This is a genomic window from bacterium (assembly GCA_016703265.1).
In the GTDB taxonomy this organism is placed as follows: domain Bacteria; phylum Krumholzibacteriota; class Krumholzibacteriia; order LZORAL124-64-63; family LZORAL124-64-63; genus CAINDZ01.
In genome coordinates, this window is record JADJCK010000014.1 from 11,793 (window position 1) to 37,575 (window position 25,783).

The 25,783-nt window shown below is 70.4% G+C and carries 24 protein-coding genes; 13 read left to right on the forward strand and 11 right to left on the reverse strand.

What is annotated here, in order from left to right:
- Positions 1–100 precede the first annotated feature (100 nt).
- Positions 101–715: a hypothetical protein gene (locus IPG61_18905; GenBank protein MBK6736093.1), complete on the forward strand. Its 615-nt coding sequence runs from the start codon at positions 101–103 to the stop codon at positions 713–715.
- Positions 716–885: 170 nt separating this feature from the next.
- On the forward strand, positions 886–2,253 hold the full coding sequence (locus IPG61_18910; protein ID MBK6736094.1) for an aspartate aminotransferase family protein: 1,368 nt from the start codon (positions 886–888) through the stop codon (positions 2,251–2,253).
- Between the two features lie 24 nt (positions 2,254–2,277).
- Here IPG61_18910 and IPG61_18915 read toward each other — a convergent pair whose 3' ends face one another.
- Entirely contained in the window at positions 2,278–2,928 is a 651-nt protein-coding gene (locus tag IPG61_18915; protein ID MBK6736095.1) for a hypothetical protein, read from the reverse strand.
- 198 nt (positions 2,929–3,126) lie between these two features.
- Between IPG61_18915 and IPG61_18920 the strand changes: the two genes are divergently transcribed.
- Positions 3,127–3,663, forward strand: a complete 537-nt coding sequence (locus tag IPG61_18920) for a hypothetical protein (protein MBK6736096.1) — start codon at positions 3,127–3,129, stop codon at positions 3,661–3,663.
- A gap of 90 nt (positions 3,664–3,753) precedes the next feature.
- Entirely contained in the window at positions 3,754–4,371 is a 618-nt protein-coding gene (locus IPG61_18925; protein MBK6736097.1) for an LON peptidase substrate-binding domain-containing protein, read from the forward strand.
- A gap of 11 nt (positions 4,372–4,382) precedes the next feature.
- Here the strand turns inward: IPG61_18925 and IPG61_18930 are convergent, their stop codons facing one another.
- Positions 4,383–4,700 (reverse strand): hypothetical protein, encoded by a 318-nt coding sequence (locus IPG61_18930; GenBank protein ID MBK6736098.1) that lies wholly within the window; start codon positions 4,698–4,700, stop codon positions 4,383–4,385.
- Positions 4,701–4,784: 84 nt separating this feature from the next.
- Positions 4,785–6,230, reverse strand: coding sequence for an OmpA family protein (locus IPG61_18935; GenBank protein MBK6736099.1), 1,446 nt, complete (start codon positions 6,228–6,230; stop codon positions 4,785–4,787).
- 187 nt (positions 6,231–6,417) lie between these two features.
- On the opposite strand from IPG61_18935, the gene IPG61_18940 reads away from it, so the two are divergent.
- Complete coding sequence (locus IPG61_18940) at positions 6,418–7,440, forward strand: 3'(2'),5'-bisphosphate nucleotidase (GenBank protein MBK6736100.1); 1,023 nt, start codon at positions 6,418–6,420, stop codon at positions 7,438–7,440.
- 29 nt (positions 7,441–7,469) lie between these two features.
- On the opposite strand, the gene IPG61_18945 is transcribed toward IPG61_18940, so the two are convergent.
- Positions 7,470–8,018, reverse strand: a complete 549-nt coding sequence (locus tag IPG61_18945; GenBank protein MBK6736101.1) for a hypothetical protein — start codon at positions 8,016–8,018, stop codon at positions 7,470–7,472.
- Positions 8,019–8,138: 120 nt separating this feature from the next.
- On the opposite strand from IPG61_18945, the gene IPG61_18950 reads away from it, so the two are divergent.
- Positions 8,139–9,377, forward strand: a complete 1,239-nt coding sequence (locus IPG61_18950) for an NAD(P)/FAD-dependent oxidoreductase (GenBank protein ID MBK6736102.1) — start codon at positions 8,139–8,141, stop codon at positions 9,375–9,377.
- Between the two features lie 23 nt (positions 9,378–9,400).
- On the opposite strand, the gene IPG61_18955 is transcribed toward IPG61_18950, so the two are convergent.
- The gene (locus IPG61_18955; protein ID MBK6736103.1) at positions 9,401–9,952 is read right to left on the reverse strand and encodes a MarR family transcriptional regulator; all 552 of its coding nucleotides are present in this window, start codon (positions 9,950–9,952) and stop codon (positions 9,401–9,403) included.
- A 315-nt stretch (positions 9,953–10,267) separates the two neighbouring features.
- Here IPG61_18955 and IPG61_18960 point away from each other — a divergent pair, with 315 nt between their 5' ends.
- Positions 10,268–11,410: a hypothetical protein gene (locus IPG61_18960; GenBank protein ID MBK6736104.1), complete on the forward strand. Its 1,143-nt coding sequence runs from the start codon at positions 10,268–10,270 to the stop codon at positions 11,408–11,410.
- 28 nt (positions 11,411–11,438) lie between these two features.
- On the opposite strand, the gene IPG61_18965 is transcribed toward IPG61_18960, so the two are convergent.
- Entirely contained in the window at positions 11,439–12,227 is a 789-nt protein-coding gene (locus tag IPG61_18965) for a class I SAM-dependent methyltransferase (GenBank protein ID MBK6736105.1), read from the reverse strand.
- Positions 12,228–12,373: 146 nt separating this feature from the next.
- Between IPG61_18965 and IPG61_18970 the strand changes: the two genes are divergently transcribed.
- Entirely contained in the window at positions 12,374–13,315 is a 942-nt protein-coding gene (locus tag IPG61_18970; protein MBK6736106.1) for a hypothetical protein, read from the forward strand.
- Between the two features lie 56 nt (positions 13,316–13,371).
- Here the strand turns inward: IPG61_18970 and IPG61_18975 are convergent, their stop codons facing one another.
- Positions 13,372–14,571 (reverse strand): alpha/beta hydrolase, encoded by a 1,200-nt coding sequence (locus IPG61_18975; protein ID MBK6736107.1) that lies wholly within the window; start codon positions 14,569–14,571, stop codon positions 13,372–13,374.
- A gap of 106 nt (positions 14,572–14,677) precedes the next feature.
- Here IPG61_18975 and IPG61_18980 point away from each other — a divergent pair, with 106 nt between their 5' ends.
- The 3 genes from IPG61_18980 to IPG61_18990 are packed head-to-tail and all read left to right on the forward strand — an operon-like array spanning position 14,678 to position 17,411.
- The gene (locus IPG61_18980) at positions 14,678–16,285 is read left to right on the forward strand and encodes a sodium/solute symporter (protein MBK6736108.1); all 1,608 of its coding nucleotides are present in this window, start codon (positions 14,678–14,680) and stop codon (positions 16,283–16,285) included.
- A gap of 23 nt (positions 16,286–16,308) precedes the next feature.
- On the forward strand, positions 16,309–16,872 hold the full coding sequence (locus IPG61_18985) for an HD family hydrolase (protein ID MBK6736109.1): 564 nt from the start codon (positions 16,309–16,311) through the stop codon (positions 16,870–16,872).
- Positions 16,869–17,411 carry a DUF1543 domain-containing protein gene (locus IPG61_18990; GenBank protein MBK6736110.1) on the forward strand — a complete coding sequence of 181 codons (543 nt, stop codon included), beginning with the start codon at positions 16,869–16,871 and terminating at the stop codon, positions 17,409–17,411. The genes IPG61_18985 and IPG61_18990 overlap by 4 nt, the downstream gene beginning before the upstream one ends.
- 19 nt (positions 17,412–17,430) lie before the next feature.
- Here IPG61_18990 and IPG61_18995 read toward each other — a convergent pair whose 3' ends face one another.
- The 4 genes from IPG61_18995 to IPG61_19010 form a co-directional block, all read right to left on the reverse strand.
- Complete coding sequence (locus IPG61_18995; GenBank protein MBK6736111.1) at positions 17,431–19,593, reverse strand: alpha-glucosidase; 2,163 nt, start codon at positions 19,591–19,593, stop codon at positions 17,431–17,433.
- Positions 19,594–19,751: 158 nt separating this feature from the next.
- Positions 19,752–20,921 (reverse strand): endonuclease, encoded by a 1,170-nt coding sequence (locus IPG61_19000; GenBank protein ID MBK6736112.1) that lies wholly within the window; start codon positions 20,919–20,921, stop codon positions 19,752–19,754.
- A gap of 133 nt (positions 20,922–21,054) precedes the next feature.
- On the reverse strand, positions 21,055–22,233 hold the full coding sequence (locus tag IPG61_19005) for a DUF5009 domain-containing protein (protein MBK6736113.1): 1,179 nt from the start codon (positions 22,231–22,233) through the stop codon (positions 21,055–21,057).
- A gap of 71 nt (positions 22,234–22,304) precedes the next feature.
- Complete coding sequence (locus tag IPG61_19010; GenBank protein MBK6736114.1) at positions 22,305–23,522, reverse strand: hypothetical protein; 1,218 nt, start codon at positions 23,520–23,522, stop codon at positions 22,305–22,307.
- A 177-nt stretch (positions 23,523–23,699) separates the two neighbouring features.
- Here IPG61_19010 and IPG61_19015 point away from each other — a divergent pair, with 177 nt between their 5' ends.
- Entirely contained in the window at positions 23,700–24,716 is a 1,017-nt protein-coding gene (locus IPG61_19015; GenBank protein MBK6736115.1) for a hypothetical protein, read from the forward strand.
- A gap of 92 nt (positions 24,717–24,808) precedes the next feature.
- Positions 24,809–25,768 carry a spondin domain-containing protein gene (locus IPG61_19020; GenBank protein MBK6736116.1) on the forward strand — a complete coding sequence of 320 codons (960 nt, stop codon included), beginning with the start codon at positions 24,809–24,811 and terminating at the stop codon, positions 25,766–25,768.
- Positions 25,769–25,783: the final 15 nt, after the last annotated feature.

The window sequence follows — 25,783 nt, forward strand, 5'->3', positions numbered from 1 at the left end:
GACTGGGCTGGATGAGTCATCGCGAGGCCGTTCGCACGCCCGGCTCCTTCGGGGAGCGACGACCGGTCCCGCACTGCGGATCACTTCAAGAGGAGGCTGGATGATGACAATGAGAAAGCTGATGACCAGCGTTGCCTGCGTCGCCCTGGTGACGCTGAGCGCGACGGCCGGTTTCGCCGCCAACGCCCTGACGAACCCCGGTTTCGAGTCCGGCGACCTGACTGCCTGGCAGGCGTTCGGCCTGAGCGGCAACTCGGCCGTCACCGTGGTCGCGGACAACGGCCCGTCGGCCGCCGGTACCCATTGCGCCTTCATGGACAACCATGCCGAGGCCCTGGGCCTGACCCTGAAGCAGACGACGGCGCCGGGCACGGCCGCCGGCGGCCTGGTCACGTGGACCTTCGACCTGAAGCTGGGCCAGGCGGCCCTGGGCGGCGTCTTCTTCGTGCAGATCTTCGCTGAAAAGACGGGCGCCGGCATCGTCGGCACCTCGGGCCTGCTGGGCAACTACGCGTCGGCCGGCTGGAATACGTACAGCGGTTCGTTCGTGGCGCCGGCCGGTACGGACTTCCTGTCGATCCAGTTCATGGCCAACACGGGTGCCAATGTCGGCAGCATCTCGAAGATGTACGTGGACAACGTGAGCCTGGAGCAGGAAGGCATCGTTGCCACCGATTCGGCGACCTGGGGCGGCATCAAGAGCCTGTACCGGTAGTCTTCGACCGACGTTCGACGTCAGGGAATGGGCCGCCACCCGCGAGGGGGCGGCCCTTTCCCTTGCCTGCGCGCCGGACCCGATGGAGCGCTGCAGGATCCCACCTGCGGGCAGCGGCGCCACCGCGTCGCAATTAGCCTGGGGAGGTTCCCCTGCCGAAAGGACCTGGAATGTCCCGCGAACTCCTGCAGGAAGCGGCGGCTCGGGCCGTCCGCTATCTCGAATCCGTTGACGCGCGCGCGGTACGACCCGACCCCGCCGCCGTGGCAGGACTGGCCGCCTGGGACACACCCCTGCCCGACTGCCCGACGGACCCGCACGAGGTCCTTCGCCGGCTCGATGACGTGGGCTCTCCCGCGACGATGGCCATGGCGGGACCGCGATTCTTCGGATTCGTGATCGGGGGAGCGCTGCCGGTGACGGTAGCTGCCAACTGGCTGGCCACGGCGTGGGACCAGAACACCGCCTTCTACCACCCGACACCTGCCACGGCGGAGATCGAGCGGGTGGCGCTGCGCTGGCTGGTGGACATGCTCGGACTGCCCGCCGATTGCCAAGGCGCCTTCGTCACGGGCGCGACGGTGGCGAACCTGACGGCGCTCGCCGCCGCTCGCCACACGGTGTTGGAGAGGGCAGGCTGGGACGTCGAAGCTGCTGGACTGTTCGGCGCCCCACCCATCACGGTGGTGGTCGGCGAGGAAGTGCATCCGACGCTGCTGAAATCGCTGGGCGTGCTGGGACTCGGGCGCACGCGCGTGACGCGCGTTCCGGTGGATGGACAGGGCCGCATGCGTGCCGATGCCCTGCCGCGCCTGCACGGTCCCACGATCGTCTGCCTGCAGGCAGGCAACGTGAATACCGGCGCCTGCGATCCCCTCGAGGCGATCATACCGGCGGCCAGGGCAGCCGACGCCTGGGTGCACGTGGATGGCGCCTTCGGGCTGTGGGCGGCGGCCGCCCCGGCGCGGCGGCATCAGGTGGCCGGCATCGAAGGCGCCGACTCGTGGGCTGTCGACGCGCACAAGTGGCTGAACGTGCCGTACGATTGCGGACTGGCCTTCGTCCGCGACGGGCGCGCCCTGGGCGCTGCCATGGCGGTGCGTGCAGCCTACCTGCCGGCGGATTCGCCGCGCATCCCGTCGGACTTCACGCCCGAGCTGTCGCGGCGTGCGCGAGGCGTCGAGGTGTGGGCCGCGCTTCACACGCTCGGCCGCTCCGGGATCGCCGAAATGATCGAGCGCTGCTGTCGCCACGCCGCTCGTTTCGCCGCCGGATTCGTCGCCGCCGGCCACGACGTGCTGAACGAGGTGAACCTAAACCAGGTGCTGGTTTCGTTCGGCTCGCCGGAGGTCACGGAACGCACGATCGCTCTCGTGCAGTCGGACGGCACCTGCTGGTGTGGCGGCACCGTCTGGCAGGGTCGCACGGCCATGCGCATCAGCGTGTGTTCGTGGGCCACGACTGCAGCCGATGTGGAGTTGAGCCTGGAGGCCATCCTGCGCGCAGCGGCGCAGGCGAAGGCCGCAGCAGCCAAATGATGATGCGGCCGGCGGCAGCACCGATCAGCGATTGCCCCCGGATCCAAGCACACCGGCTGCCCTGTCCAGGCGATCCTCGACGTCCTGCAGGCGCTGCTCGAGGCGCGCCAGCCCCTCGCTGTCCGGCAAGGCCGAGCCTGCTGGCAGCGATGGCGACGCCCGTCGTCGCACGAACCGGGCATAGCCCAGCCCCAGGGTGATGGCCAGGGCCACGGTCATGACCACGAACCGGGACACGGACGTGTCGGTGGCAACGATCCAGCCGACGCCGTAGACCATCGTGAACACGCCGCCCAGCAACAGGCCGTTGCTGATCACCGGCAACTGGTCCGCGCGCACCAGCGACACGGCCATGACCAGCGTGGCCAGGGCGATCAGGATGATGCTCGTGCTGCGGCCCCACGCTTCGCGCCGGGCCTGTGCGGCATCGTACAGCTGGTTGCGGGAGTCGGTGATCTGCTGGACCTCGTCGCGATCGGCAACCGTCAACTCGTCCTTCGGGTTCGCGTTGCGGATCGCCTGCTCGCGGCGGTCCAGCTCCTGGATCTGCCGGTCGAGTTCCTTCACCGGCGGGTGGAAGGTGTAGACACCCACGCCGATGAACGCGGTCAGCATCAGTCCCAGGAAGAACGAGAAGATCGTCTGCAGCCCGTGGCTGCGCGCCGCTTCGGCCATGGGGTGACTCCTGTCCAGGATCGCAGGTGGGACGTCCGGTGCCTGCCACCGTCGAACCCCGGGAAGCTTACACCGTGAACCGGCCTTCAGGGAACCTTTCCCCGGCCGTGGAGGTTCCCCGCGATTCGCGCCACTTTCGCTGCGGACGATCGCCGACAGGGCGTGATCAGCCCCAACACCGTACACAGGGAGTCGATGATGCGAAACCTGATCCTGCTCATGGCCATGCTGGCGGGTGTCGGCGGCGCGAGTCGGACGGCGGCGGCAGCGGCGACGGAAGTCACGCCTGCCACCGCGCCAGCCGGAGGCGAAGCGGCGTTCGCGCGCCTGTTGGGCCTGGCCGGTCAATGGGAGTCCGTGACGGCGAAGGGTACGGTCATCCGGCTCACTTTCGAGCCGATCTCCCGCGACAGCGCCCTGGTCGAGCGCTACGAAGCGGGTACGACCCTGACGCAGACCGTCTACCATCCTGACGGACAACGTGTCCTGCTCACGCACTACTGCGCCCAGGGCAACCAGCCGCGACTGGTGGCCGACCTGACGGGGCCCGCGGATCACCTGCCGTTCACGTTCCTCGACGTGACCAACCTGGCCGGCGAGCATGCCTCGCGCATGGTCGCCTGCGAATTCGTCTTCGAGGACGCCGAACATTTCACCCGTTCGGAAACCTACAGCAACGAGAGCGGTGACGATGTGACCACGCGGCGCTATAAACGCACCGCGGCATCGCGTTAGCCGCCGCACCCGACTGGCCGCCCGTGCGGCCGGCCTTATCCTGGGGGAAGGCCGCAATGCCATCTCCCCGAGCCAGGAGTGCCTGCCGTCGTGAACCCGCCCGTTGTCATGCGCGGACTGCCCGTATTCCCCCTGCCCGGGTACTACCTGTTTCCGGGCACGGTGACGCCGTTGCACATCTTCGAGACCCGCTATCGCCAGATGATGGGTGACCTGATGGACAGCAGCGGTCGCTTCGTGATGGCGCCCTGCGCACCGGTCGACGACCGGGCCCCGGTCGGCCAGTCGGGGCCCGTGCTGCCGGAGCTGGGCACCCTGGTCGAGATCGTCCAGACCGAGGAACTGGAAGACGGCCGCTGGCTCATCCTCCTGCTCGCGCTGACGCGCGTGGACATGGCCGAAGTGCCGAGCGAGCGCCTCTATCGCCGGGTCGATGCCCGTGTCGTCCCGGACCGCGATGCGGGCGGCGAAGTATCCGCGCCAATGCGCGCGGAACTGGTCGCGGCACTGCAGGCACGTTCCAACGGCAACTGGGAGAGCATGCCTGATGAAGCGCCGGTGGGCCAACTGGCCGACCTGCTTCTGCACGCGCTGCCCCTGCAACCGGAGCAGAGACACCTGGCATTCACGGAACTGGATGCGGTCGGGCGCGCCGGGATGGCGCTGGCCTGGCATGCTGCGGGCGAAAACGAGTCGCCGTCCGGGTGAACACGCCGGGTTCAGATGAACATGTAGAGTGCCGCCAGGGCAACCGCGATGACCCGCGAGTACAGCCGCGCACGGTCTGAATGCCGCGGGTCGGCCGCCGAGCGCCAGGCCCCCACGGCAAAGACGACGTTGTAGGGCACCGGCAGGAAATGGATGCCCAGGGCCAACGCGGCAACCGGCCCGGTGTCGTACACCAGCCAGATCCACATCGAGACCAGGGTGCAGCCGACGTTGAGCAACAGTCCGCGGAAGAGACCCCAGGTCCACAGGGTCTCGTGGAGCGGCAGGTTCCCCGCCCACAGGTCGCGCAGCTGTCGCACCAACGTCATCGCTTCCGCACGCCCCTCACCCGCTCAAGGAAACGGGGCCCCGGGACGTTCCCGGGGCCCCGCGCACCGCCGTCAGGCGGCATCCTAGCGATCGGTACGCACCAGATCCACCCGCCGGTTCGCCTGGCGACCCGCGTCGGTGGTGTTGTCCGCCACCGGCAGGTCCTCGCCGTAACCGACAGCGGTCATCCGGCCGGCCTCGACGCCGGCGCCGACCAGGTACTGGCGCACGGCCTCGGCACGCTGGGCCGAGAGGTTACGGTTGGCCTCGGCCGAGCCGACGTTGTCGGTGTGGCCCTGCACTTCCACGCGCACCATCGGCCATGCCTTCAGCGAAGCCGCGACTTCCTCGAGCGTCGTCACCGACACCGGGTCGAGCACGGCCGAGCCGGTCTTGAAACGCACGCCCTTGAGCGTCATCGTCGCCTTGATCTCAGCGGCCAGCGGGCAGCCGTCCTTGTCCACCTTCACGCCGGCCGGCGTGTCGGGGCAGGTGTCGGCGGCGTCGTTCACGCCGTCGCCGTCGTTGTCCGGGTCGGGGCAGCCGTCCGCGTCCTGGAAGCCGTCCGGATCCTCGGCCTGGTCCGGGCACTTGTCCTTGGCGTCGAGCACGCCGTCACCGTCGTTGTCGGGATCGGGGCAGCCGTCCTCGTCGCGGAAGCCGTCGCGGTCCTCGGCGTCGTTCGGGCAGCCGTCGACGGTGTCGCCGATGCCGTCGCTGTCGTTGTCCGGCTCGGGACAGCCGTCGGTGTCCTGCCAGCTGTCGAAGTCCTCGGCCACTTCGGGGCAGAGGTCGGCGTCGTCGAGGATGCCGTCGTCATCCTTGTCCTTGTCGCCGCCCCAGTACATGGCAAAGCCGACGTAGGCTTCGAGGATGCCGTCGTTGACATCGACCTCTTCGGCGCCCCATAGGTTGCCGCTGCCGATGGTGTCGAGGTCGTTGTCGATGATGCGCGAATAGCGCGCGCCCAGGTCCAGGCTCGAGTTCTCGCCCACGAACCACTCCACGCCCAGCCCCAGCGTGCCGGTGAAGTTCTGGCCGTGCAGCGGATGGCTGCGACCCTCGGCGTCGTAGCCGTGCACGATCTCGCCGTCGGGCATCAGGCCCACGCCGTCGGTGCCGTTCTCGTCACGCACGCGCCAATCGAGGTAACCGGCGTACAGCCCCATGTAGGGCACGAACGACGACTCGGAACCGAAATGGCGGCGGACGCCGATCAGGCCGTGCATCGTGGTCGTGTAGTAGGCATGCACGCTGTCGAAAGTGAGGCCGGCGTCCTCGCCGCTCAGGGCGCCCGGGCGCACCCAGCCGTAGCGCAGGCCCATCTCCAGCGACCAGTTCGGGTTCAGCCCGTTGCGCAGCCAGAACGCGACATCCTGGTCGGCGTTCGAATAGTCGTGCTCGCCGCCGATCATCTTCTGCAGGCCGAGCTGGGTGCCCACGCCCCAGCGCCCGGTCAGGTCGTTGGCCAGCACGGGGCCGGCCAGCAGCATCAGCACCAGGGGTGCCAGCGCGACGATACGTTTCATGGGGGTTCCTCCTGCGCGGGGTGGGCCGCGCGCTCCTGAAATGGCGACTTCGAATGCTGGATGTGTCTCAATTCCTAATGCAATGGTCCGCTTTGATCCAGAGATTTCTGCGCCGCGACCGGGCATTGCCGCGCCGACCCCGTGCAGCTAAGGTGCTGCCGGTCGCACCAACCAGCCCGGAGGCCGCATGACCGCATCCGATTCCACCCGCCCCTGGTCCGCCCATCCGCTGGCCCGCGAACTGGACGTGGCCCTGGACGCCGTTCGCGAAGCCGGTTCGCTGTGCCATGAGGTTGGACAGGCGGTCGACCGCGGCGCGTTGGCCAAGCCCGACCGCAGCCCGGTCACCGTGGCCGATTTCGGCGCCCAGGCGCTGGTGTGCCGTGCCCTCGGCGAGGCCTTCGCGACCGACCCGGTGATGGGCGAGGAATCCGCTGCCGCACTGCGACAGCCGGAAGCCGCGGCCCTGCTGGCGCGCGTGACGGCGCTGGTCGCCGCGCGGCGACCGGGCGCCGGCGCCGGGGACGTCTGCGCGTGGATCGACCGCGGGCAGTTCGCCGCGACTGCGCCGCGCTTCTGGGCCCTCGACCCCGTCGACGGCACCAAGGGATTCCTGCGGGGCGGGCAGTACGCCATCGCGCTGGCGCTCATAGTCGATGGGCAACTGGCGGCCGCGGTGATGGGCTGCCCCAGCCTGGGTACGCAGGTGGCCGACGATGCCGGCGACGGCACGCTGTTCGCCGCACTGGCCGGCGGCGGCGCCTGGCAGATGCCGCTGCGTGCGGCGGGTGCACCGCGGACCATGGGCACGAGCGCCGTCGCCGACCCGGCGCGGGTGCGATTCTGCGAGTCGGTCGAAGCCGCCCATTCGTCGCACGGCAACGCAGCCCGCGTGACGGAGCTGCTGGGCGTCACGGCCCCGCCGGTGCGGCTGGACAGCCAGGCCAAGTACGGCGTGGTCGCCCGTGGGGAAGCTGAAGCCTACCTGCGCATGCCGAACCGTGCCGACTATTCCGAGAACATCTGGGATCACGCTGCCGGCGCCCTGGTGGTGACGGAGGCCGGCGGCACGGTGACGGACATTGCCGGCAAGCCGCTCGATTTCTCGCGCGGGGTCAAGCTGGCGGTCAATCGCGGCGTCGTAGCCACCTGCGGGCCGGTCCACGCCGCGGTCATCGGGGCCATCGGCAAGCTGGGATTGGCGGGTTAACGCTCCCGGTCGCTACCCGCGGCCGCGACTCAGCGGAACATCGGCACGGCGCCCGGCGTCTCCCGGTAGGTCGAGGTCCTTTTCGGCTGCCACTGCCCACCGATCTTCATGCGGCTCTCGACGGTGTGACCGTCGGCCGTGCGGCGCCAGACGCCCTCCACCTCGCTGATGTCCCCCGCATTGCCCACCACCTGCTCGCGCGTGACCAGTGAATCACCGGCGGCGGTGATGGTGCCGTGCGTGTAGAAGTCGGCCGTGGTCACGTACCAGTAGGCGATGGCCTGACGTGAGACGTCCCACATGATGATCGACTCGCCGCCGTAGTCACCGCCGTTGATCGAGTGGGTGATGCGCACGGCCTTGCCGCCGAGGATGGTCTCCCACTCCTGCACGTCGACGGTCGCGGCCTCGTTCCCGGCCGGCCCCATGTTCGCGGTGAACACGCGGTCCACGTAGGGAGCCAGGGGCGCCAGGCGCGGATCGAGCCCGGCGGCCATTGCGGTGGCGGCGGCGACGGCCATGAACGCTGCGACGCGCACGACGGTACGGAGAGCGTTGCGGTGGGCAGTGGACGGCATGGCGGTTCTCCCGGGAAGTCGTCGCTGGCGCGGCGAAGGTGGTTGGGGCATTCTTGCCTCGCGGCATTCCGGCCATGGTAGCGGCGCGGGGCGCCGGACGTCCACCCTGCGGAGGCATGCATGATCGTCGTTGTCGGCGCCGGGCCGGCGGGCCTGTTCGCGGCCGTTACCGCTCGAGAGGCGGCGCCGGGCCGACCGGTCGTCGTGTTCGAGAAGGCCGGCAAGCCGCTGGCCAAGGTGCTGGTGTCCGGCGGCGGGCGCTGCAACGTCACCCACGCCTGTTTCGACCCCCGGGAGCTGGTCACACGCTACCCGCGCGGCGGCCGCGAATTGCGCGGCCCCCTCACCCGCTTCGGCCCGGCCGAGACCGCGGCCTGGTTCGCTGCGCACGGCGTGGTGCTGAAAACCGAAGCCGATGGCCGCATGTTCCCCACCACCGACGACTCGCGCACCGTGGCCGAGGCGCTGCTGGGCGCGTCAAGAGACCTGGGCGTGGACCTGCGCCTGCGCGAAGGTGTGCGCGCGGTGAGCGTGACCGAAGGCGGCTTCCGCGTGGAGCCCGAGGCCGGCGAACCGATTGTCGCCGACAAGGTGCTGCTCGCCACCGGCGGCCGCACCTCGCGGGGCGACGCCGGGAGCGTCGACGGCTACACGCTGGCCGCGGCCCTGGGACACACGGTGGTGCCGCCGGTGCCCTCGCTGTTCAGCCTGGACTGTGCCGAACCCTGGCTCACCGCGCTGGCCGGCGTAGCCGTGGCCGATGCGGTCGTCGCCGTGGGCGAGGGCCGTGCCGCCGTCAGCCGCCGCGGTCCGGTGCTGGTCACCCACCGTGGCGTGAGCGGCCCGGCCGTGCTGGTGCTCTCGGCCTGGGCGGCGCGCACGCTGCACGAGGCGGGGTATGTTGCGGAACTGCGCGTGGACTGGCTGCCCGGCACGCCTGCATCCGGCATCGATGCGCTGCTGAAGGAGTGGGCGCACGCACACGGCAAGCAGGAAGTCGTGGCGCTGGGGCCGGGCGGCCTGCCGAAGCGCCTGTGGACCGCCCTGGCGATGCATGCCGGCGTGGACGCGCAGCAGCGCTGGGGCGACCTCGACCGGGCCGGCCGCGAGATGCTTGGCGCGGCCCTGCGCAACACGTGCCTGCACACCACGGGGCAGAGCACGCACAAGGAGGAGTTCGTCACCTGCGGCGGCGTGGACCTGCGCGAGGTGGACTTTCGCACCATGGAGAGTCGTCGCTGCCCGGGACTGTACCTGGCGGGCGAGGTGCTGGATATCGACGGCGTGACCGGCGGCTTCAACTTCCAGGGCTGCTGGACCACCGGCCGCCTGGCCGGGCTGGCACTCGCAGCCGACTGAGGCCCGCCATCGCGCGGTCGTGGTCAGCCTTCGGCGGCCATGGTCCGCCCGGACGCCGCCGCCGCTTCGGCGACCAGGACGTCCCTGCCCTCGCACAGGGCGTCATCGATGGCCCGCACGACCTCGGTCGCGGCCTGCAGCCTGGTCCTGTCCACGGCCACCGCCAGGCGACCGAGCATGGCCCCTTCGCGCGCCATGACGCGCCGCGCCAGCCCGACGCCGGCCGGCGTCAGTTCGGCCAGGCGCGAGCGCCGGTGACGCGGGTTCTCGCGCCAGGTCACCAGCCCGCGCTCGACCAGCGGTGCCAGCGTCTGCTGGAGATACTGCCGCGAGGCGCCGCGCCGCGCCGCGAGCTGGGGAATGGTCTGCACGCCCCCCTGCCGCAGGAGCAGCAACAGGCCCCGTTCGGCCACCGTCAGGTCGTCGCCGGCGTGGAGATCGCGGGCCGCCGCCTCGAGGTGTTCGGCCAGCCGGCGCGCCGCCGCCACCAGGGCGCCGGCGGCGAAGACAGCCTGCGGGTCCACGGCAGGAGTATCGGCAGATGGTCTCCCGGCAACCGGGATCGGGTCGGGCATGGCTTCCTCCCTGAAAGTGGATCCGGTTGTCAGGTTGCCCGAACGGGACTCCAACGTCAACCATGTTGTCATCCCAGAAAGCCGCCTCGATGCCCCCGCCCGAGGCGCCGAACACTTCGTCAACAATATTGACACTACAACCCAAACACCTGGGACACCCCGCTGCTGGCGCCCGCACTATTGTCAACATCCTTGACATGATCTCCACCCATCCCGACGCGTTGCCGCGCCGGGGGCGGATTCGTATGTTCACGGCTGCCACGGCGACTGCCCGCCCAACGGCCGCCACCGCCCCGCTCCCCCGGAGATGACACCGTGAGCCTGAGATATCCGCTCCGTTCGGGCATCAGCCTCCTGGTCCACAACTGCCTGCCGGTCGTCGCCATCGCTGCCGGGATGGGCGTCCTGGCGGGACTGTCGGGCTGCGACGACGATCGCCCCACCATGCCCGCGAACACCGACGCCTGGCATGTCGAGGACCTGCCCCTGTTGACGATCGGCGTGGGCTTGACCGCCATCGACTTCGACGGCAACCAGGGCCACATCCTGGGCGGGACATCGCAGAAGGTCGGCACCGACTACCTGCTGCTGTCGCGCGACCCGGAGCGGCACTGGGTCAGCGCGGAACTGGCCGACCCGCCCGACAACGCGGTGCTGCTGGACCTGGCGGCCGGCGCCCTGGGACTGGCGGTGGGCGGATTCCTGGACCAGGACATCGACCCCTGCCTGCTCTACGACGGGCGCAGCTACCCGACAGCCTCGATTGCGCGCCCAGGCGTGCGCATCGCCGCGGTCGACGGTGACGATGACCTGATGGTCGCCGGCGGCACTGGCATCGGCGGCACGCTGTGGTCGAGCCGTGAGCCGGGAATCTGGGCCATCGAGGTGACACCGCTCGACACGCAGCACGAGGGCGGCTACACCGATGTCTTCGTCGACGGCGGGCGTGCGCTGGCCTGCGGCTATGACGAAGGAGCCGACACGCTGCAGGTGGTGCTGTCGCTCGACACGGTGGCCGGCGTGTGGCGCAAGGTTCCGCTGGGAGCCGGGGTCGCCACGCGGACATTCCGCTGCATCGCGGGAACAGCAGCCGGCGCCCTCATGGTCGGGGGCCTCGCGGGCGGCGGTGGCCAGTCGCCGCGTGCGTTCCTGATGCTGCGCAGCAGCGCCGGCACCTGGAGCGACATCGCGCTGCCGGACGGCGACCTGATCGGCGGCATCAACGACATCCTGCCGTCGGCTGACGGCGCCTGGTACGTGGCTTGCGGCGGCGCCGGCGGCGCCGGGCTGGCGACCATCGTGCGCGTGTCGGGCACCACGGCCACGCGGGAGATGACGCCGTTCCAGGGCAAGGTGCAGCAGATGGCGGTCGACGGCGACGGCGTGGTGCACGCCGTGGGCTACCGCTCGACGGCGGGTCTCGGGCTGGAGCAGCCGACGTTGTGGACGCGCGACTGATGCTGCGGTGTGGCCGCGGCGCGCAGGTTCAGCGCGCCCGCGCCACGACCAGGACGGCGTTGCCCAGCTCGCCCGGCGAAAGCGCCGCCTCGCGCGCCGCCGCGACGATGCGCGACAGCCCCACCTCGCAACCGGTGCCGCTCACCGTCTGACGGGTTTCCACCACGAAGCCGGCTTCGCGCAGCGCACGTCGCAGCTGCGTCGGCGGGTACAGCACCAGGTGCTGCGCCGGGTCCAGCATCGGCCAGCGGTCCTTCTGCCAGCGCGCGCGCAGGGAGCGCGCGTTCGGAGTCTGCACGACCAGGACCCCGCCGGGACGCAGGCCCGCGCGACAGCGTTGCAGCAACGCCGTCGGGTCGACCACGTGTTCGAGCACATCCAACGCGATGACGACATCGGCGGCGCCGGGCCACGGCCATTCGCTGCCGGAAACCGCGTCACCCGTGACGATGGTGGCCGTCGGCACCCGTTCCTGTGCGCGCGCTGCCAGCTCCGGCGACAACTCGACGCCCGCCACCTGCCAGCCACGCGCGGCGGCGTCCGCCAGCAGGATGCCCGCGCCGCAGCCGACGTCGACCAGCCGGCCCGGACCGCTGTCGACGTTCGCATGTCGCAATGCCAGGTCCAGGCGGCGCCTGAAGTACGCTTTGCGCACGAGATCGGCCGCTTCACAATGCGCGGCCGCAGCGCCGCTGAACGGCGCGTTGCCCGGCAGTGCGGGCGGGTCGGGCAGGAAGAAGCCCCCGCAGGCCGCGCAGCGCGCATAGGCGCCCACGCGCGCGAAACGGGCGGCGGAACGGCAGATCGGGCAGTTCATGGACGGCATCGTAGCGCACCCCGCCCGCGAAGCAAGCGGCCAGTGCGCAGCCCCGGGTACCATCATGGCCCGCAAAATGCTCCTGCTCGACTGCACAAGGCACGGCGGTCATGAGGGATGGCCGCAGTAGCACAGGAGAAGGCACCATGAGAAACAAGCATCTGCTGCTGGCCCTGGCCGTCCTGTTCCTGCCGCCGGCGCTGGCGGGCGCCGGGACGCTGGAGGCACTGACCGCCACTGCGGATTGCAACGCGTGGAGCGCGGAAGCGACCGTCGCCTTCCGGCCGGGCGCAACGATGGTACTCCTCCTCTTCGACATGCAACTGGCCGACAGCGTCGGCGTCGTGATCGAGGACTATCATTGGGAACAGTGGCTCGAGATCCCGGCGACGGCGACGGCAACCTACCCGTTCGGGGCCGCCTGGCAGACGCCGCTCGACCGCTCAGCCACGATGATTGCTTTCGCCGAAGTCTACGATGCGCGCGGCGATGTCTACTCGCTGACCCAGGGCGATGTCGTCACCCCGCTGGCCTGCAATGCCGACGGCGGCACGCCGGCCGATACCTGCCGGCACGCCGCCCGCTGGTGGCTGCGCCATCGCTCGCAATGGCCGGTGGGCGCGCTGAGCCTGGGCCACGTCGAGTACGATGCGGGGCAGCTGACGCACCTCCTGCGCGGTCCGCATCGCGGGCAGGTGGCCCGTCGCCTGGCGCACCAGCTGGCTGTGGCCAAGCTGAATCTGGCCAACGGCGCCACGAATGATATCGCCGAGTCCGTGGCCGCTGCCGACGCCTGGCTGGTGGCCCATCCCCTGGATTCGCGCAGCCGTCACCAGGAACCGCGCAACAACGAGCGGCGTGCCGGACTGCGCCTGATCAAGAACCTGTGCCAATGGAACCACAGCGGTTGCCCCGACGGCAGCCAGATCCTGGGCGACGACGACGAGGAAACCGGCAAGGACGGCCTGACGCTGGACTTCGGTGACTCGAACCAGGAATTCACCGGCGACCTTGCCGACTTCGAGGTCGACGAGAAGGCCGCCGAGGAAGTCACGAACCTGGGCACGCTGAAGGCGATGTTCAGGTAGGCAGGAACATCTCCGCCACGGGGCCCGGGATCACAGGCGTGGTCCCGGGCCTGTTCCTATGGGGCCCTGGTTGTCGACCGGGGCCCGGCCTGGGCCGGGAACAGGAATCGGGCAGCCGCGGGAAAGCGCCGCGCCCAGAACGACTCGTGGTGGCGTGCGCCGTCATCCTCGACGACGAGGAGGTCTTCGCCCTCGCGGAATCCGCGGCGCAGGAGCGCTTCGCGAAGGGCGCGCAGGTCGTCGAGGGAGTCGTCGACGCCGTTGCCGTCGCCGTCCTGCAGGTTGCCTTCCTCGCGCGATCCCATGTCGACGTACAGGCGCACGGCGGGACGCGGTCGCGAGGCCGCCATGGCCTGCGGCGCGTGGCCGGCCCAGGCCAGGCTGGGCGACAGCGCAGCCAGGCGGCCGAAGACGTCGGGGCGCGCATAGGCCGCATGCAGGGCCATGAGCCCGCCGAACGAGGACCCGCACAGACCCGTGTGGGTGGGGCCGTCGAGTGTACGGAAGGCGCGGTCGACGGCAGGCTTCAGCACCTCGACGATGGCGCGCAGGTGATCGCCCCCGCCGCCGGTTGCTTCGCGCCAGGCGGGCTCCGGCCAGGGCGTGTACTCCCGCGCGCGCAGGCCCTCGCCGTTGGCCACTGCCACGGCGATGAGCGGTTCGACCCCGCCCGCGTCCACGAGCCGGGCCAGCGATTCGTCCACTTCCCACTCGCCCGCGAAGCTGGTGGCGGCATCGAAGACGTTCTGGCCGTCCAGCAGGTAGAGCACGGGGTAGCGGCGCGCCGGGTCGTCCTCGTAGCCGGGCGGCAGCCAGACCCAGACGCGGCGGCCGTCCAGGAAGCCGGGGACCTCGAGCCGCCGCACATCGCCGGTCGTGCTCGCTCGCGGCGGGGAGCCGTCGGCCCAGCCGGCAACCGCCAGCGACAGCGTCGTGTCGCCGAGCGCCACGTGCAGGCGGTTCTGGAGCTCCTCGCCGGCCGGCCCCTTCTCCACGGACGACCAGCCGCCGAGCGTGAACTTGAACTGCAGGGGCTGCCCGTCAGGGAACGTCGCCCGTCGCCGCCACAGCCCGTCGCTGCCGCGCTCCAGCGCCCACGCCGCCTCTCCCGGGCGCCAGCCCTGGAAGTCGCCCGCCACGTACACCACGGCCTGTGCCGGCGTCGACGGGGGTACCGACACCTCGAAGGTGACTTCCGCGGCCCGGGCACAGAACGCCAGGACCACCATGCCGATGACAACGGCCGCTGCCTTCATGGATCGAGCTCCCGATCGGCGCTTTTTGCTGACACGGCCCGCCCCCATCGTCCAGAATGATCCCCATCCGCCCTGATACCGGATCCCGGGACGCCGAGAGGATACCATGAACCGCCTGGCCTGGCTCGACTGGTTGGTCATTGCCGCGTACTTCGCACTGGTGTTCTTCATCGCCTGGCTCTACACGCGGCGCGAGCGCGTGCGCGAGAGTTCCGGGCAGTACTTCCTGGCCGGCCGGGACGTGGGCTGGTTCGTGGTGGGCGCTTCGCTGTTCGCCTCGAACATCGGTTCGGAACACCTGGTGGGCCTGGCGGGCACCGGCGCCGCCAGCGGCGTCGCGGTCGGGCAGTTCGAGGTGCTGGCCTCGCTGATCCTGCTGCTGCTGGGCTGGGTGTTCGTCCCGTTCTACCTGCGCAGCGGCGTCACCACCATGCCCGAGTTCCTCGAGCGCCGGTACTCGCCGGCGGCGCGCTGGTACCTGGCCGTCATCTCGGTGGTGGGCTATGTGCTGACGAAGATCTCGGTCACCATCGCCGCCGGCGGCATCGTCTTCGGCGCGCTGATGGGGCTCGATTTCTGGGTCGGCGCGCTGATCGTCGTGGTGGCCACCGGCATCTACACGGTGCTGGGCGGCCTGCGCGCGGTGCTCATCACCGACACGCTGCAGTTGTTCGTGCTGCTGATCGGCTCGCTGGTGCTCACCTTTGCCGGCGTGAACGCCCTGGGCGGCTGGTCCCAGCTGAAGGCGAGCGCCGGCCCCGGCTTCTTCGACATGTGGCTGCCGGCCACCGACCCGAACTTCCCCTGGACCGGCATCCTGCTGGGGGCGCCCATCCTCGGCGTCTGGTACTGGTGCACCGACCAGTTCATCGTCCAGCGCGTGCTGGCGGCACGCAATCTCGACCATGCGCGTGGCGGCACCATCTTCGCCGCCCTCCTGAAGCTGCTGCCCGTGGTGCTGTTCGTGCTGCCGGGCGTCGCGGCCTACGGGCTGGTGCAGCAGGGCAAGCTGGTGCTGGAAAGGCCCGACCAGGCGCTGCCGGCGATGGTCACGGCCCTGCTGCCGGCCGGACTGCGCGGCATCGTCGTGGCGGGGCTGCTCGCGGCGCTCATGAGCTCGCTGTCGTCGGTGTTCAACTCGTGCTCGACCCTGATGACCTTCGACATCTACCGCAAGCTGAAGCCGGCGGCTTCCGAGCGGCAACTGGTGGCGTTCGGCCAGATCGCCACCGGCGTGCTGGTGCTGCTGGCCGTGCTGTGGATCCCGCTGATGGCGCGCATCTCGGGCCAGCTCTACCAGTACCTGCAGAGCGTGCAGGCGTACATCTCGCCGCCCATCGCGGCGGTCTTCCTGCTGGGCCTGTTCTGGACGCGCGTGAACGCGCGCGGCGCCATGGCCGCCCTCGGCGCGGGCTTCGTGCTGGGCGCGCTGCGACTGGTGCTGGAATTGAACGCGGGGTCGCTGGACGGCCTGCTGCTGGCCTACGCGAAGATGAACTTCCTGCACTTCGCGGCGATGCTGTTCGCGATCTGCGTCGCCGTGCTCGTGCTCGTGAGCCTGACGGCGCCCGCGCCTTCGAGCGCACAACTGGCCGGGTTGACGTACGCGACGGCGGGGCCGAACGTACCGTCGAAGCATCGCGGGCTGCTGGTCTGGCTGAGCTGGCTGGTGGTCCTGGGAGTCGCGATCACCTGGTGGGTGTTCCGCGGCTGAAACCGTGGCGAAAGGTCCCGAACATGGCCGATGTCGTCGCTGGGCGCCTGCTGGACATGCTGATGCAGGCCAACCGGCTGAAAACAACGCCGCGCACCGGCTGGTTCCAGCGCGGCGTGCCTTCGCCCGAAAGCGTGGCCGACCACAGCCATGGCGTGGCGCTCATCGCGCTGGCGCTGCTCGGCAGCGTGCCGGAGAAGCTGGACCGTGCGAAGGTGCTGGCGATGGCCATCGCCCATGACCTGGCCGAGAGCGTGACCGGAGACCTCTCGCTGGGCGCCTCGCGTCTGCTGCCGCCGGGCGCCAAGATGGCCGCCGAGAGCGCCGCCCTGGACGAACTGCTGGCCGGGATCGGCTTTGCCGGCGAGTGGATGGACCTGTGGGTGGAATTCGAGGCGCAGGCCACGCCCGAGGCCAGGCTCGTGCGCGACGCCGACCGGCTGGACCTGCTGGCCACCGCGCTGTCGTACGAGCTCTCGACCGGCACCAGCTGCCTGGAGGAATTCTGGCGCTTCGCGCCGGAGTCGGGCTTCACCTACGACGTGAGCCGCGAACTGGTGCGCGGGCTGCAGGAGCGCCGCCCATGAAGCTGTTTGCGGTCATGCTCGGCGGCACCGCCCCCGGCGCCAATACGGAACTGCACGATGCGGTCTTCGCCGTCGGCGACACCATCGAGTCCACGTATGAGCAGCTGATGGGCCAGTGGTTCGGCGCGTTGCGCGGGCTGCACATCGATTCGTGGCTGCCGCTCGAGGTGGTCGACGGGCATCGCGTGGTGCTGCGCCCGGAGCCGCCAGGCGGTTCGCGCCGCCTGTGGTTCATCAACCTGGGCGCCTACCGCAGCGGACGCTTCGGCGAGCTGCACGAGGTCGCCTTCCTCGTGGCCGAGACGGGCGACGAGGTCAAGTCGCGCGCCCGCGCCGCCCTGCTGGTCGGCGAGTCCGAACAGCACACCGACGACCTGCACGAAGTCGACGACATCATCGAGGTGGCTGTTGCGGGCGGGCTGCATGTGCACCTGGAGCCCGCCGCCGACCCCGCGGCGGCGCTTGAGCCGGTCAACGGCTGGCACCCGCTGCCCGAAGGCGTGATCGCCGCCTACGCATTGAAGTCGGGGCGGGTCTAGTCCCGACAGCGGCCCTTCCTCAGCGCACCACCCGCACATGCGTGGACCACACGCCCGCCGTCCAGTCGCCGTCCACCCGCGCAGACTCCAGGCGCCCGTCACCGTAGGTGAACTGCGTCAGGCGGTACTCGCCGTCCAGGTGGCCGTGGCCGTCGCCGGCGTCCTCGTAGAGCGCCCCGACGGCGCGGCCCTGCGCATCGGGATTGACGAGCAGTTCGACCTCTTCGAGCGCTTTCTCGTCCGACCACTGCACGAGCGGCCCGAGCGGCAGTGCGGCCCCTTCGCGCAGGAACAGGCGCGGCAGGTCGGCGTCGGTCAGGTCACCGTCCACGAGCGAGATCTCGCGCCAGTTGCCGCGCGGGAACGCCGGCAACGGAGCGGCCGGGTCGCGCCGGCCCGGCTTCACGTTGGCCACCACGAGCAGGTCGTCGCCGAGCAGGAAGGCGTCGTCGACATCGCGCAGCGCCGGGTCGGCCGGGTCGGCGAAGAAGACCGGCCGCGCGATGGGCAGGCCGCTGCGTGCGGCCTCGCGCGCCAGCGTGTAGAAGTACGGCAGCAGGCGGTAGCGACGCTGCAGGGCCAGGCGGCAGGTGTTCTCGACGTCCTTGCCGAACGACCACGGTTCCTTGTCGATGTTACCCTTGCCGGTGTGTCCGCGCGCGAACGGCAGCAGCGCGCCGACACCCATCCAGCGCGCGTACAGCGGGCCGTCGCCGGGGCCGACAAAGCCGCCGATGTCCGGACCGCTCAGCGGCTGCCCCGACAGGCCCAGGTTCAGGACCATCGACAGCGACATGTCGAGGTGGTCCCAGCTGGCCGTGTTGTCGCCCGTCCACGTCGCGGCCCAGCGCTGGCCGCCGAGGTGCGAGGCTCGGGTCAGCACGAACGGTCTCTGCCGCGGGCGCGCCTGTTCGAAGCCCTCGTACGTCGCGCGCGACATCAGCATGCCGTAGACGTTGTGGTAGCGCGCATGCGTGCCGGTGCCGCCCAGCTCCGGGTCGGCGCGATGCACGTTGGTGACCGGCATCGTGTGGCCGTCGACGTTGAAGACGGCCGGCTCGTTCATGTCGTTCCAGATGCCGTCCAGGCCCAGGCTGAGGAACTGCCCGTAGAGGCCGCCCCACCAGGCCCGCACGCGTTCGATCGTGAAGTCGGGGAACACGCAGTTGCCCGGCCAGACCGAACCCTGGTAGGGCTTGCCTGCCGGCGTCTGCACCCAGGCGTCGAGCGCGTCGCCCGTCTCGAACACGTGGTAGCCGCTCTCCTGCTTGATGCCCGGGTCGATGATGGCCACGGTGCGGAAGCCCTGCGCCTGCAGCTCGCCGTCCAGTCCGCGCAGGTCGGGAAACGCGTTCGCATCGACCGTGAAGCAGCGGAAGCCGTCCATGTAGTCGATGTCGAGCCAGATGACGTCGCAGGGGATGGCGCGGCTGCGGAAGCCGTCGGCGATCTCGCGCACGCGATCGTCGGGTGTGTAGGAATAGCGGCACTGGTGGTAGCCCAGGGCCCAGCGAGGCGGCAGGTGCATGGTGCCCGTCAGCGCGGCCAGGGCGCGGACGACGTCCTGCGGCGATGCGCCCTCGATGACGATCACCGCGAACTCCGGCCCCGCCGCCTCGAAACGGATGCCCTGGTTCAGGTCGATCAGGCAGCGCTCCGGCGTGTCGGCCAGCACGCCGTACGCCGAGCCGTCGCTCCGGACGGCCAGCACCCAGGGGTGCGACTGGTACAGGCTGAGCTCGGCGCGCTGCCAGCCGTAGGCATCGGTGTTCCAGGCAACGGTGCGCGTGCGGTTGCGGCGCAGGCCGCCGGCCACCTCGCCGGTGCCGTAGAGGTCGGTGCCTTCGGCCACCGGCAGCCAGGCGGCTGCGCGGCCCTGGACCCTGGAGAACACGGGCGTGCGCACCGCGTCGGCCGACCAGTCCGGCGGCGGCGGGCCGTCGGGGCGCAGCGGCGCCTGCAGGCACAGCGACGGCGGCGCCTGGTCACGCGCGGCGGCCGAGGCATGGAAGACGACGGCGCGGGTGCCGGGCACGGGCTCGGGCAGGGATTGTCCCGCCGGGGGCGTGGGCGCTGCCGCCTGGGCACGTGCTGCAGGCACGGCCGCGAACACGGCGAGCACGGCAACGAGCGCTGCCGGCACGAGGGCACAGGACATGGTCGAGCGTCGGGTCAGGCTCATGGCGGGCTGTTCCTTCCACCGGGTTTGCCGCAGCATAGCGTCTGCCGGCGCGGGGCTCAAGACCGGTGGCCACGTTGGGGGAAAGCAACCGGCCGGGGGTCCGCAGTCCCCCGGCCGTTGCCGCCGCCCGAAGGCGGCCGCCACCTGTTGAAGGGCGGCTATTTGAGCAGGATGGCCGGCTTGGTGTCGATGCCGGCGCTGTTCTGCACGCGGAAGAAGTAGGCGCCGCTCGCGACGGAGCCGCCCGCCTCGTCGGTGCCGTCCCAGCGCAGCACGTGCTCGCCGGCGTCATAACTGTCGTTGAGCAGCACGCGCACCAGGCGACCACCCACCGTGAACACTTCCACGCGCACCTGGCCCGCCTCCGGCAGGCTGAAGGCGATGTTCGTGTTCGGGTTGAACGGGTTCGGGTAGATCGACTGGATCTCGGCCGCCGCCAGCGGCAGGTCGCCCACGCCGCTGATGTAGCCCTGGAAGATCGGCAGCACCCACTCCGGGTGGTCGATGAACGGATTCCGGTTGTGCTGGTACGTGTAGACGATGTCGTTGCGGTTCCGCTCGCGATCGCTCACGGGGTCCTGCACGTGCCACTGCAGCAGCGTGGTGAGGATGCCCATGTAGGCCACGTCGAGGTTCACGCCCGTGTTCGAGGCGACGATCAGGTTGATGTCGTCGGTCAGGATCAGGTCCGGCTCCGTGCCGTCGCCCTCGTAGCGCACATCGAAATAGAGCAGCGCGCGGGCAACGTCGCCGCGGCGGCCGGTCCAGGTCTCCCAGCGCCCCTCGGGCAGGATGTTCTGGCGGTAGTTGGTGCCCGATTCGCCGTTGTAGACAGCCGTGGGGTACGACTGCGTGATGACCGTGCAGGTGTCGTAGACGTTGTTGCTGCGCGAGCTGTTGTAGCTGCTGTTGCACAGGAAGAGCATGTGGCAGTCGCTGTACGGCAGCACCGACGAGCCGTCGTTGGGGAATCCAAAGCTCTTCGGCCAGGTGTGCTCGCGGTCGTACTCGGCATTGCCGGCGCCGTACTTGATGTACGAGGTGTTCTTGTAGACGTCGATGATGCGTCCGCTGTCGAGCGGGTCCTGGTCGGCCAGTTCGAGTACGTTCCAGGTGTCGGTCGAGGCGGCGGTGTACGGGATCTTCACATGCCCGGCCCGGATCACCGTGTGAAGCGTGGCCCGCAGGGTGGCCGGCGTCGTGGTGTCGACCGCGTCGTAGTAGCCGATCGGCGCGTCGGCCTGCGCGACCGCGGCGGCCAGCAGCGAGATGATGACAGCGCACGACCGCACCGGGCCCCAGGGCCGCAAATTGTTCCTGAACAGCATGTTAACCACCAGGTTCCGTGTTGGCCCACTTGCGTGGGACCGGGCTCCCCCCATCCGGCGATCGATTCTGCATAATCATAACATTACTTGACGGGCAATACAATAGGTTCCGGCACCGGGCCCCGGCCGGCGTTCACACCCGCCAGGCCCAGCCCCGACGGTACAGCACCCAGGCAACCGTCATCCAGACCAGGACCTGGGCGCTCGCAAACAACACCGATCCCCATTCGGGGCCTGCCCAGGGCACGAAAGCGTGGCGGTAAAGCAGCGTGCGCAGCGTGGTGGGCGTGCCGCCGGCGAGGCTCCAGCGCGCGTTCACGAGCAGGCGCGCCAGAAGGCCCGAGCCGAAGAACATCAGCATGGGGTTGAATCCGAACGCCTCGAAGGGAAGCATCGGGCGACGCCAGCCGCGGATGTCGACCAGCCACGCCACCGCCGCCAGGGCGACACAGGCCAGGCCGCCCGTCAGGAGTACGTAGGTGGCGGTCCAGAGCGACTTGTTGACCGGCTCGAGGGGCGCCAGAAGCCGGCCGACCGCAGCCAGTCCGGCTCCGGCCAGGGCGAGGGCGGCCAACCGGCGCGTCGCCAGCGGCGCCCGCCCGAGCCAAGACACCACCGCGAACCCGAACAGCGTGGTCAGGGTCGCCGTGAGCGTCGACAGCAGCCCCTCGGGATCGCTGCCGCCATCGACGCCGACGCTCAGCATGTGCCCGGCGCCGAGCACCTGGAGGTCGATCCAGCGGGCAAGATTGTCGGCCGCCTCGAAGCTGCCGCCACCCCACCCGTCGAGCAGTGGCGCGCGCATGGCGACTTCATAGAGGAGCAGGAGAACGGCGGCGGCCGCGATGCGGCGGCGCTGACCGGGCCAGGCGACGATGATGGTCGAGGCCAGCAGCCAGCAGCCGCCGATGCGCTGCAGCACGCCCGGCAACCGGAGATGGCTGAAGCTGTCCGCCACGGACTGCAGGGTGAACGCGCGTGCCGCGGTGGGGTCGAGCGGAAGGCCGAAAGGAAAGGCGTTCAGCACGAGCCCGATCAGGATGATGAGGCCGCCCCGGCGCAGCGAGTGTCGCAGCAGGCTTGCCCGTGCCTCGCCGTCACGCAGGCGCCGCTCCAGGCTCAGGGCCATGGCCCCGCCCATCGCGAACAGGAAGAACGGGAACACCAGGTCCGTCAGCGTGCAGCCGTGCCAGGCGGCGTGCCGCAACTGGGAACTGAGGCTCCACTCCCATGATCCGGGGTTGTTGACCTGGATCATGAGCGCGACGGTCAGGCCGCGCAGCACGTCCAGGGAGACCAGTCTGTGACGCATGCGGCCATGGTGCACCGGCAATACCGGTGTTGGCGAGTGTTTTCCGGGAACCGCCTCGCGGCCGGTCCTGCTCAACGCCCGCCGGCCGGGCGCGCGCGCGCCAGCGTGCCGTAGTACAGTTCACCGGTGCCCGGGCGCGACGGGTCTGCCGCACGCGAGGACGGCGAGGGAACCGATTCGCCGTCGCTTCCGGGCCGTGCTGCCGAGGCATCCAGCAGAGCCACGTACGGAGCCAGGCTGAGGTCGAGCCGCTCACGCAGCGCCTTCGCGCCCTGTTCGTCGCCGCGGATCTCGTGCAGCGCGATCGCCGTCACCGCGTACTCGGCGTGCGCGGAATCGAGCCGGTCGGCCGCCAGTGACAGCTGCAGCGGGATCACGGAGAAGCCTTCGGCCTGCAGAACCAGCGCCGCATCGCCCAGGTTGCGCGCTGCACGTTCAGGATTGCCGGCCACCGCCAGCGCCGCACAGGAGACTCCGAGGGCCACGGCAAACCAGTCGCCGTGGCCACGGGCCAGGGCCGGAGCCGGCGCGAGTCGGCGCGCACCCTCGAGTGCCTGCACCAGCCAGGCCAGGGCGCCGAGCACGACGGCCCCTGCAGCCATCAGGATCGAGAACTCGAGCAGGTCTGCGGCCGCGCGGTCGGGCACCGTCGTGGCCAGGTGGCGCCACATGTCCATGGCGTTTCCCAGCACGGCCACACCAAGGGCCGCCGGCCACAGGGCCCACAACCACAGCGAGGCGCGCCACCGGCTGCCACCGACAAGCATGCCGCAGCCGGGAGCGATCAGGCCCAGCGCGCACACGGCCAGGCGCGAACGCAACCAGCGGTTCTGCCGATGCGGCGGCGGCACCTGCGCGGCGGCGAACTGCACCGCGCGCGCCCAGGCGCTGAAGCCGCCGATGGTCGCCAGCGCGGCGAGCGTGCCCCAGGCCAACGGCGTCGCCAGCGTGGTGACGGGCACGAACCGGGAGTACGGCACCAGGGCGATCACGGCGCCGGCCAGGGCCGATGCGATACCGAGCGTCAACCAGCCGTGATGTCGTCGACCATCGGGCGTCAACAGCAGCGCAGCCGGCCCCAGCAGCCAGGTCAACCCCAGCAGCAGGGCATAGTGCATGGTCGGTGCGGTCGCGGGGGACGACGCGGCGGAGGCGTCGCGACGCGGCATCTGGTACGGTCCGCGGGCCGTCAGCGGGGTGATGGGCGTGGAGGTCGCTTTCCGGGTGCGGTCCCTGATGTCCAGGACGTCCCCGGCTTCCATCACGTTGAGCTTCTCGTCGTTCCTCATGGGTCCTTCCCCGGGCCATCGCCTTGACGGGTGTTGCGCCCGACCGGGCATCTCTGTGGGGAACGTCGTGCAAGCGACGTTCCCAGCCGCCGCCGCACCGTGTATGCTCGTCGGCGCGGCCAGGACAAGCGCACCTGCAATGACACATCGGTGGCAACGGGCAAGGGAGTTCGCGGCATGACCGGAAGCACGGGACGATGGCGGGAGGGCGCAGTGGCCGTGTGCCTCGGGGTGATGCTGGCGGGATGCGGCGCGCGCGTCGAGTCGCCGCCGCCGCTTGTGGTGCCGCTGTTCGAGAACGTGACCGTGCACTTCACCCCTGCCGACAGCACGCGCTACGACACGCCGGTGGCCACGGCGCGCGACAACGGCCGCGTGATGGCCACCTACCGCGAACTCTCTCCCCCGCGCGGACCGGCGAAGGTGACGTTGCGCCTGGCGGTGCGGCCCATCCGCCAGGACATCCGCAGCGTGGTCGACCGCTGGGACCGCGCCGGCTCGGTGCGCCTGCTGCGGCCGGGCATGGCGCCGGTCGAGTTGTGCCGCTTCATGACCGCCTACGGCGGCCCCATCGAGCACGAGGTCGATGTCACGCGCGTGGCGCCGCTCCTGGGCGGGCACTGCGCCTTCGAGGTCTTCATCGACACCTGGGTGACGCCGGCCTGGGAAGTGGATGCGGCCCTGGTGTTCACGGTGGCGGATGACGGCAGCGTGGCCCGGCCTGCCTGGGCCCACGGCGCCCTGTTGCCGGCCGGGAACCTGACGGCGGCATCGCCCCTGGCCGAGACGACCGTGACCGTGCCGGAAGGACTGCGGCGGGTGGAACTGGCCGCCATCTCGACCGGCCACTGCACCGACGGCACCGACGCCGACGAGTTCATCACCAAGGACAACGTCATCAGCGTTGACGGGCGCGAAGTGCTGCGCTGGCGGCCGTGGCGCGACGATTGCGATGAACTGCGGGCCATCAACCCGTATTGCGCGCGCTGGTCGGACGGCTCGTGGAGCAGTGACTACGAGCGCAGCGGCTGGTGCCCGGGCGACGTCGCGCTGCCCCAGGTCGTCGACCTGACGGCCTGGCTGACGCCCGGCACCCACACGGTAAGCTGGCGCGTCGAGGACATCCGGCCGGCCAACGCCGAAGGCCATCACGGGTACTGGCGCGTGTCGGCGATGCTGGCGGGGTGGCGCTGACGACAGTTACCTTGAGCGCACCCCTGACCCCGCCCGAATTGAACCCGGGGGATCAACAGATCGCCCGTTGCCCTGAGGCCAGGAGGAAAGCCATGAGCGCGTTCCGTCGTTCCTTCGCTGCCGCCGTTGTGTTGGCCGCCAGCCTTGCTGCGTTTCCAGGCGCGCAGGCCGTCGCCGATCCCGGGGACGCCACCTACGAAGTCACCTTCGATGTCAGCTGGAGCGCGGACACGCATCCGGTCATGTTCCCTTCCAATGCGCACTTCTCGGGCCTGGTGGGCGGCACGCACAGCCCTGCCGTCCAGTTCTGGACGCCCGGCACGCTGGCCAGCCTCGGCATCAAGCGCATGGCCGAGTGGGGCCAGCAGACGACGCTGGCCGGCGAGGTGCAGGCGGCCATCGGCGCCGGCACGGCCGGCAGCGTGCTCCTGGGACCGGCCATCGCCACGCTGCCAGGCTCGGCCTCGCTGCAGTTCACGGCCACGCCTTCGCATCCGCTGGTGACGCTGGTGACGATGATCGCGCCGAGCCCCGACTGGTTCGTGGGCGTGATGGGACTGGACCTGCGCCCGGGCGGCGAATGGGTCGAAGAGGCGACAGCCGTGCTGTACCCCTGGGACGCGGGCACCGACAGCGGCGCCAGCTACGCCTCGGGGGACATTCCCACGGTGCCGCCGGTGCCGCTGTTCGCGATCATGGACACGCCGTTCACGCCCGGCGAACCCCTCGGCACCTTTACATTCCGCCTGCAGTCGGTGGCCGCGGTGCCGCCGGCGCCGACGCTGACGGCACTCGCCTACCCGAACCCGTTCAACCCGCGCGTGACCATCGACTGGCAGGCGCCACAGGGCACCGATGTGACGGTGACGGTTTTCGACGCGAACGGCCGCCGCGTGCGAGAGGTCTTCCAGGAGAACAACGCGGCAGAGCGCGGTCGCGCCACCTGGGACGGCAGGGACGACGCCGGCCGCGCGGTGGCGGCCGGATCGTACGTGTATGTGGTGCAGGCCGGCGAGCAGCGCACCAGTGGCCGCCTGACCCTGGTGAAGTAGGCGTACAGACGCCGG

What these genes read in the sequence shown, in the direction of transcription:
- IPG61_18975 (MBK6736107.1), bottom strand. Translation starts at nt 14,571, where the DNA reads ATGAAGGCAGCGGCCGTTGTCATCGGCATGGTGGTCCTGGCGTTCTGT.
- IPG61_18910 (MBK6736094.1), top strand. Translation starts at nt 886, where the DNA reads ATGTCCCGCGAACTCCTGCAGGAAGCGGCGGCTCGGGCCGTCCGCTAT.
- IPG61_18915 (MBK6736095.1), bottom strand. Translation starts at nt 2,928, where the DNA reads ATGGCCGAAGCGGCGCGCAGCCACGGGCTGCAGACGATCTTCTCGTTC.
- IPG61_18935 (MBK6736099.1), bottom strand. Translation starts at nt 6,230, where the DNA reads ATGAAACGTATCGTCGCGCTGGCACCCCTGGTGCTGATGCTGCTGGCC.
- IPG61_18995 (MBK6736111.1), bottom strand. Translation starts at nt 19,593, where the DNA reads ATGAGCCTGACCCGACGCTCGACCATGTCCTGTGCCCTCGTGCCGGCA.
- IPG61_18990 (MBK6736110.1), top strand. Translation starts at nt 16,869, where the DNA reads ATGAAGCTGTTTGCGGTCATGCTCGGCGGCACCGCCCCCGGCGCCAAT.
- IPG61_19020 (MBK6736116.1), top strand. Translation starts at nt 24,809, where the DNA reads ATGAGCGCGTTCCGTCGTTCCTTCGCTGCCGCCGTTGTGTTGGCCGCC.
- IPG61_19000 (MBK6736112.1), bottom strand. Translation starts at nt 20,921, where the DNA reads ATGCTGTTCAGGAACAATTTGCGGCCCTGGGGCCCGGTGCGGTCGTGC.
- IPG61_18940 (MBK6736100.1), top strand. Translation starts at nt 6,418, where the DNA reads ATGACCGCATCCGATTCCACCCGCCCCTGGTCCGCCCATCCGCTGGCC.
- IPG61_18920 (MBK6736096.1), top strand. Translation starts at nt 3,127, where the DNA reads ATGCGAAACCTGATCCTGCTCATGGCCATGCTGGCGGGTGTCGGCGGC.
- IPG61_18930 (MBK6736098.1), bottom strand. Translation starts at nt 4,700, where the DNA reads ATGACGTTGGTGCGACAGCTGCGCGACCTGTGGGCGGGGAACCTGCCG.
- IPG61_18965 (MBK6736105.1), bottom strand. Translation starts at nt 12,227, where the DNA reads ATGAACTGCCCGATCTGCCGTTCCGCCGCCCGTTTCGCGCGCGTGGGC.
- IPG61_18945 (MBK6736101.1), bottom strand. Translation starts at nt 8,018, where the DNA reads ATGCCGTCCACTGCCCACCGCAACGCTCTCCGTACCGTCGTGCGCGTC.
- IPG61_19010 (MBK6736114.1), bottom strand. Translation starts at nt 23,522, where the DNA reads ATGAGGAACGACGAGAAGCTCAACGTGATGGAAGCCGGGGACGTCCTG.
- IPG61_19005 (MBK6736113.1), bottom strand. Translation starts at nt 22,233, where the DNA reads ATGCGTCACAGACTGGTCTCCCTGGACGTGCTGCGCGGCCTGACCGTC.
- IPG61_19015 (MBK6736115.1), top strand. Translation starts at nt 23,700, where the DNA reads ATGACCGGAAGCACGGGACGATGGCGGGAGGGCGCAGTGGCCGTGTGC.
- IPG61_18980 (MBK6736108.1), top strand. Translation starts at nt 14,678, where the DNA reads ATGAACCGCCTGGCCTGGCTCGACTGGTTGGTCATTGCCGCGTACTTC.
- IPG61_18970 (MBK6736106.1), top strand. Translation starts at nt 12,374, where the DNA reads ATGAGAAACAAGCATCTGCTGCTGGCCCTGGCCGTCCTGTTCCTGCCG.
- IPG61_18905 (MBK6736093.1), top strand. Translation starts at nt 101, where the DNA reads ATGATGACAATGAGAAAGCTGATGACCAGCGTTGCCTGCGTCGCCCTG.
- IPG61_18950 (MBK6736102.1), top strand. Translation starts at nt 8,139, where the DNA reads ATGATCGTCGTTGTCGGCGCCGGGCCGGCGGGCCTGTTCGCGGCCGTT.
- IPG61_18985 (MBK6736109.1), top strand. Translation starts at nt 16,309, where the DNA reads ATGGCCGATGTCGTCGCTGGGCGCCTGCTGGACATGCTGATGCAGGCC.
- IPG61_18955 (MBK6736103.1), bottom strand. Translation starts at nt 9,952, where the DNA reads ATGCCCGACCCGATCCCGGTTGCCGGGAGACCATCTGCCGATACTCCT.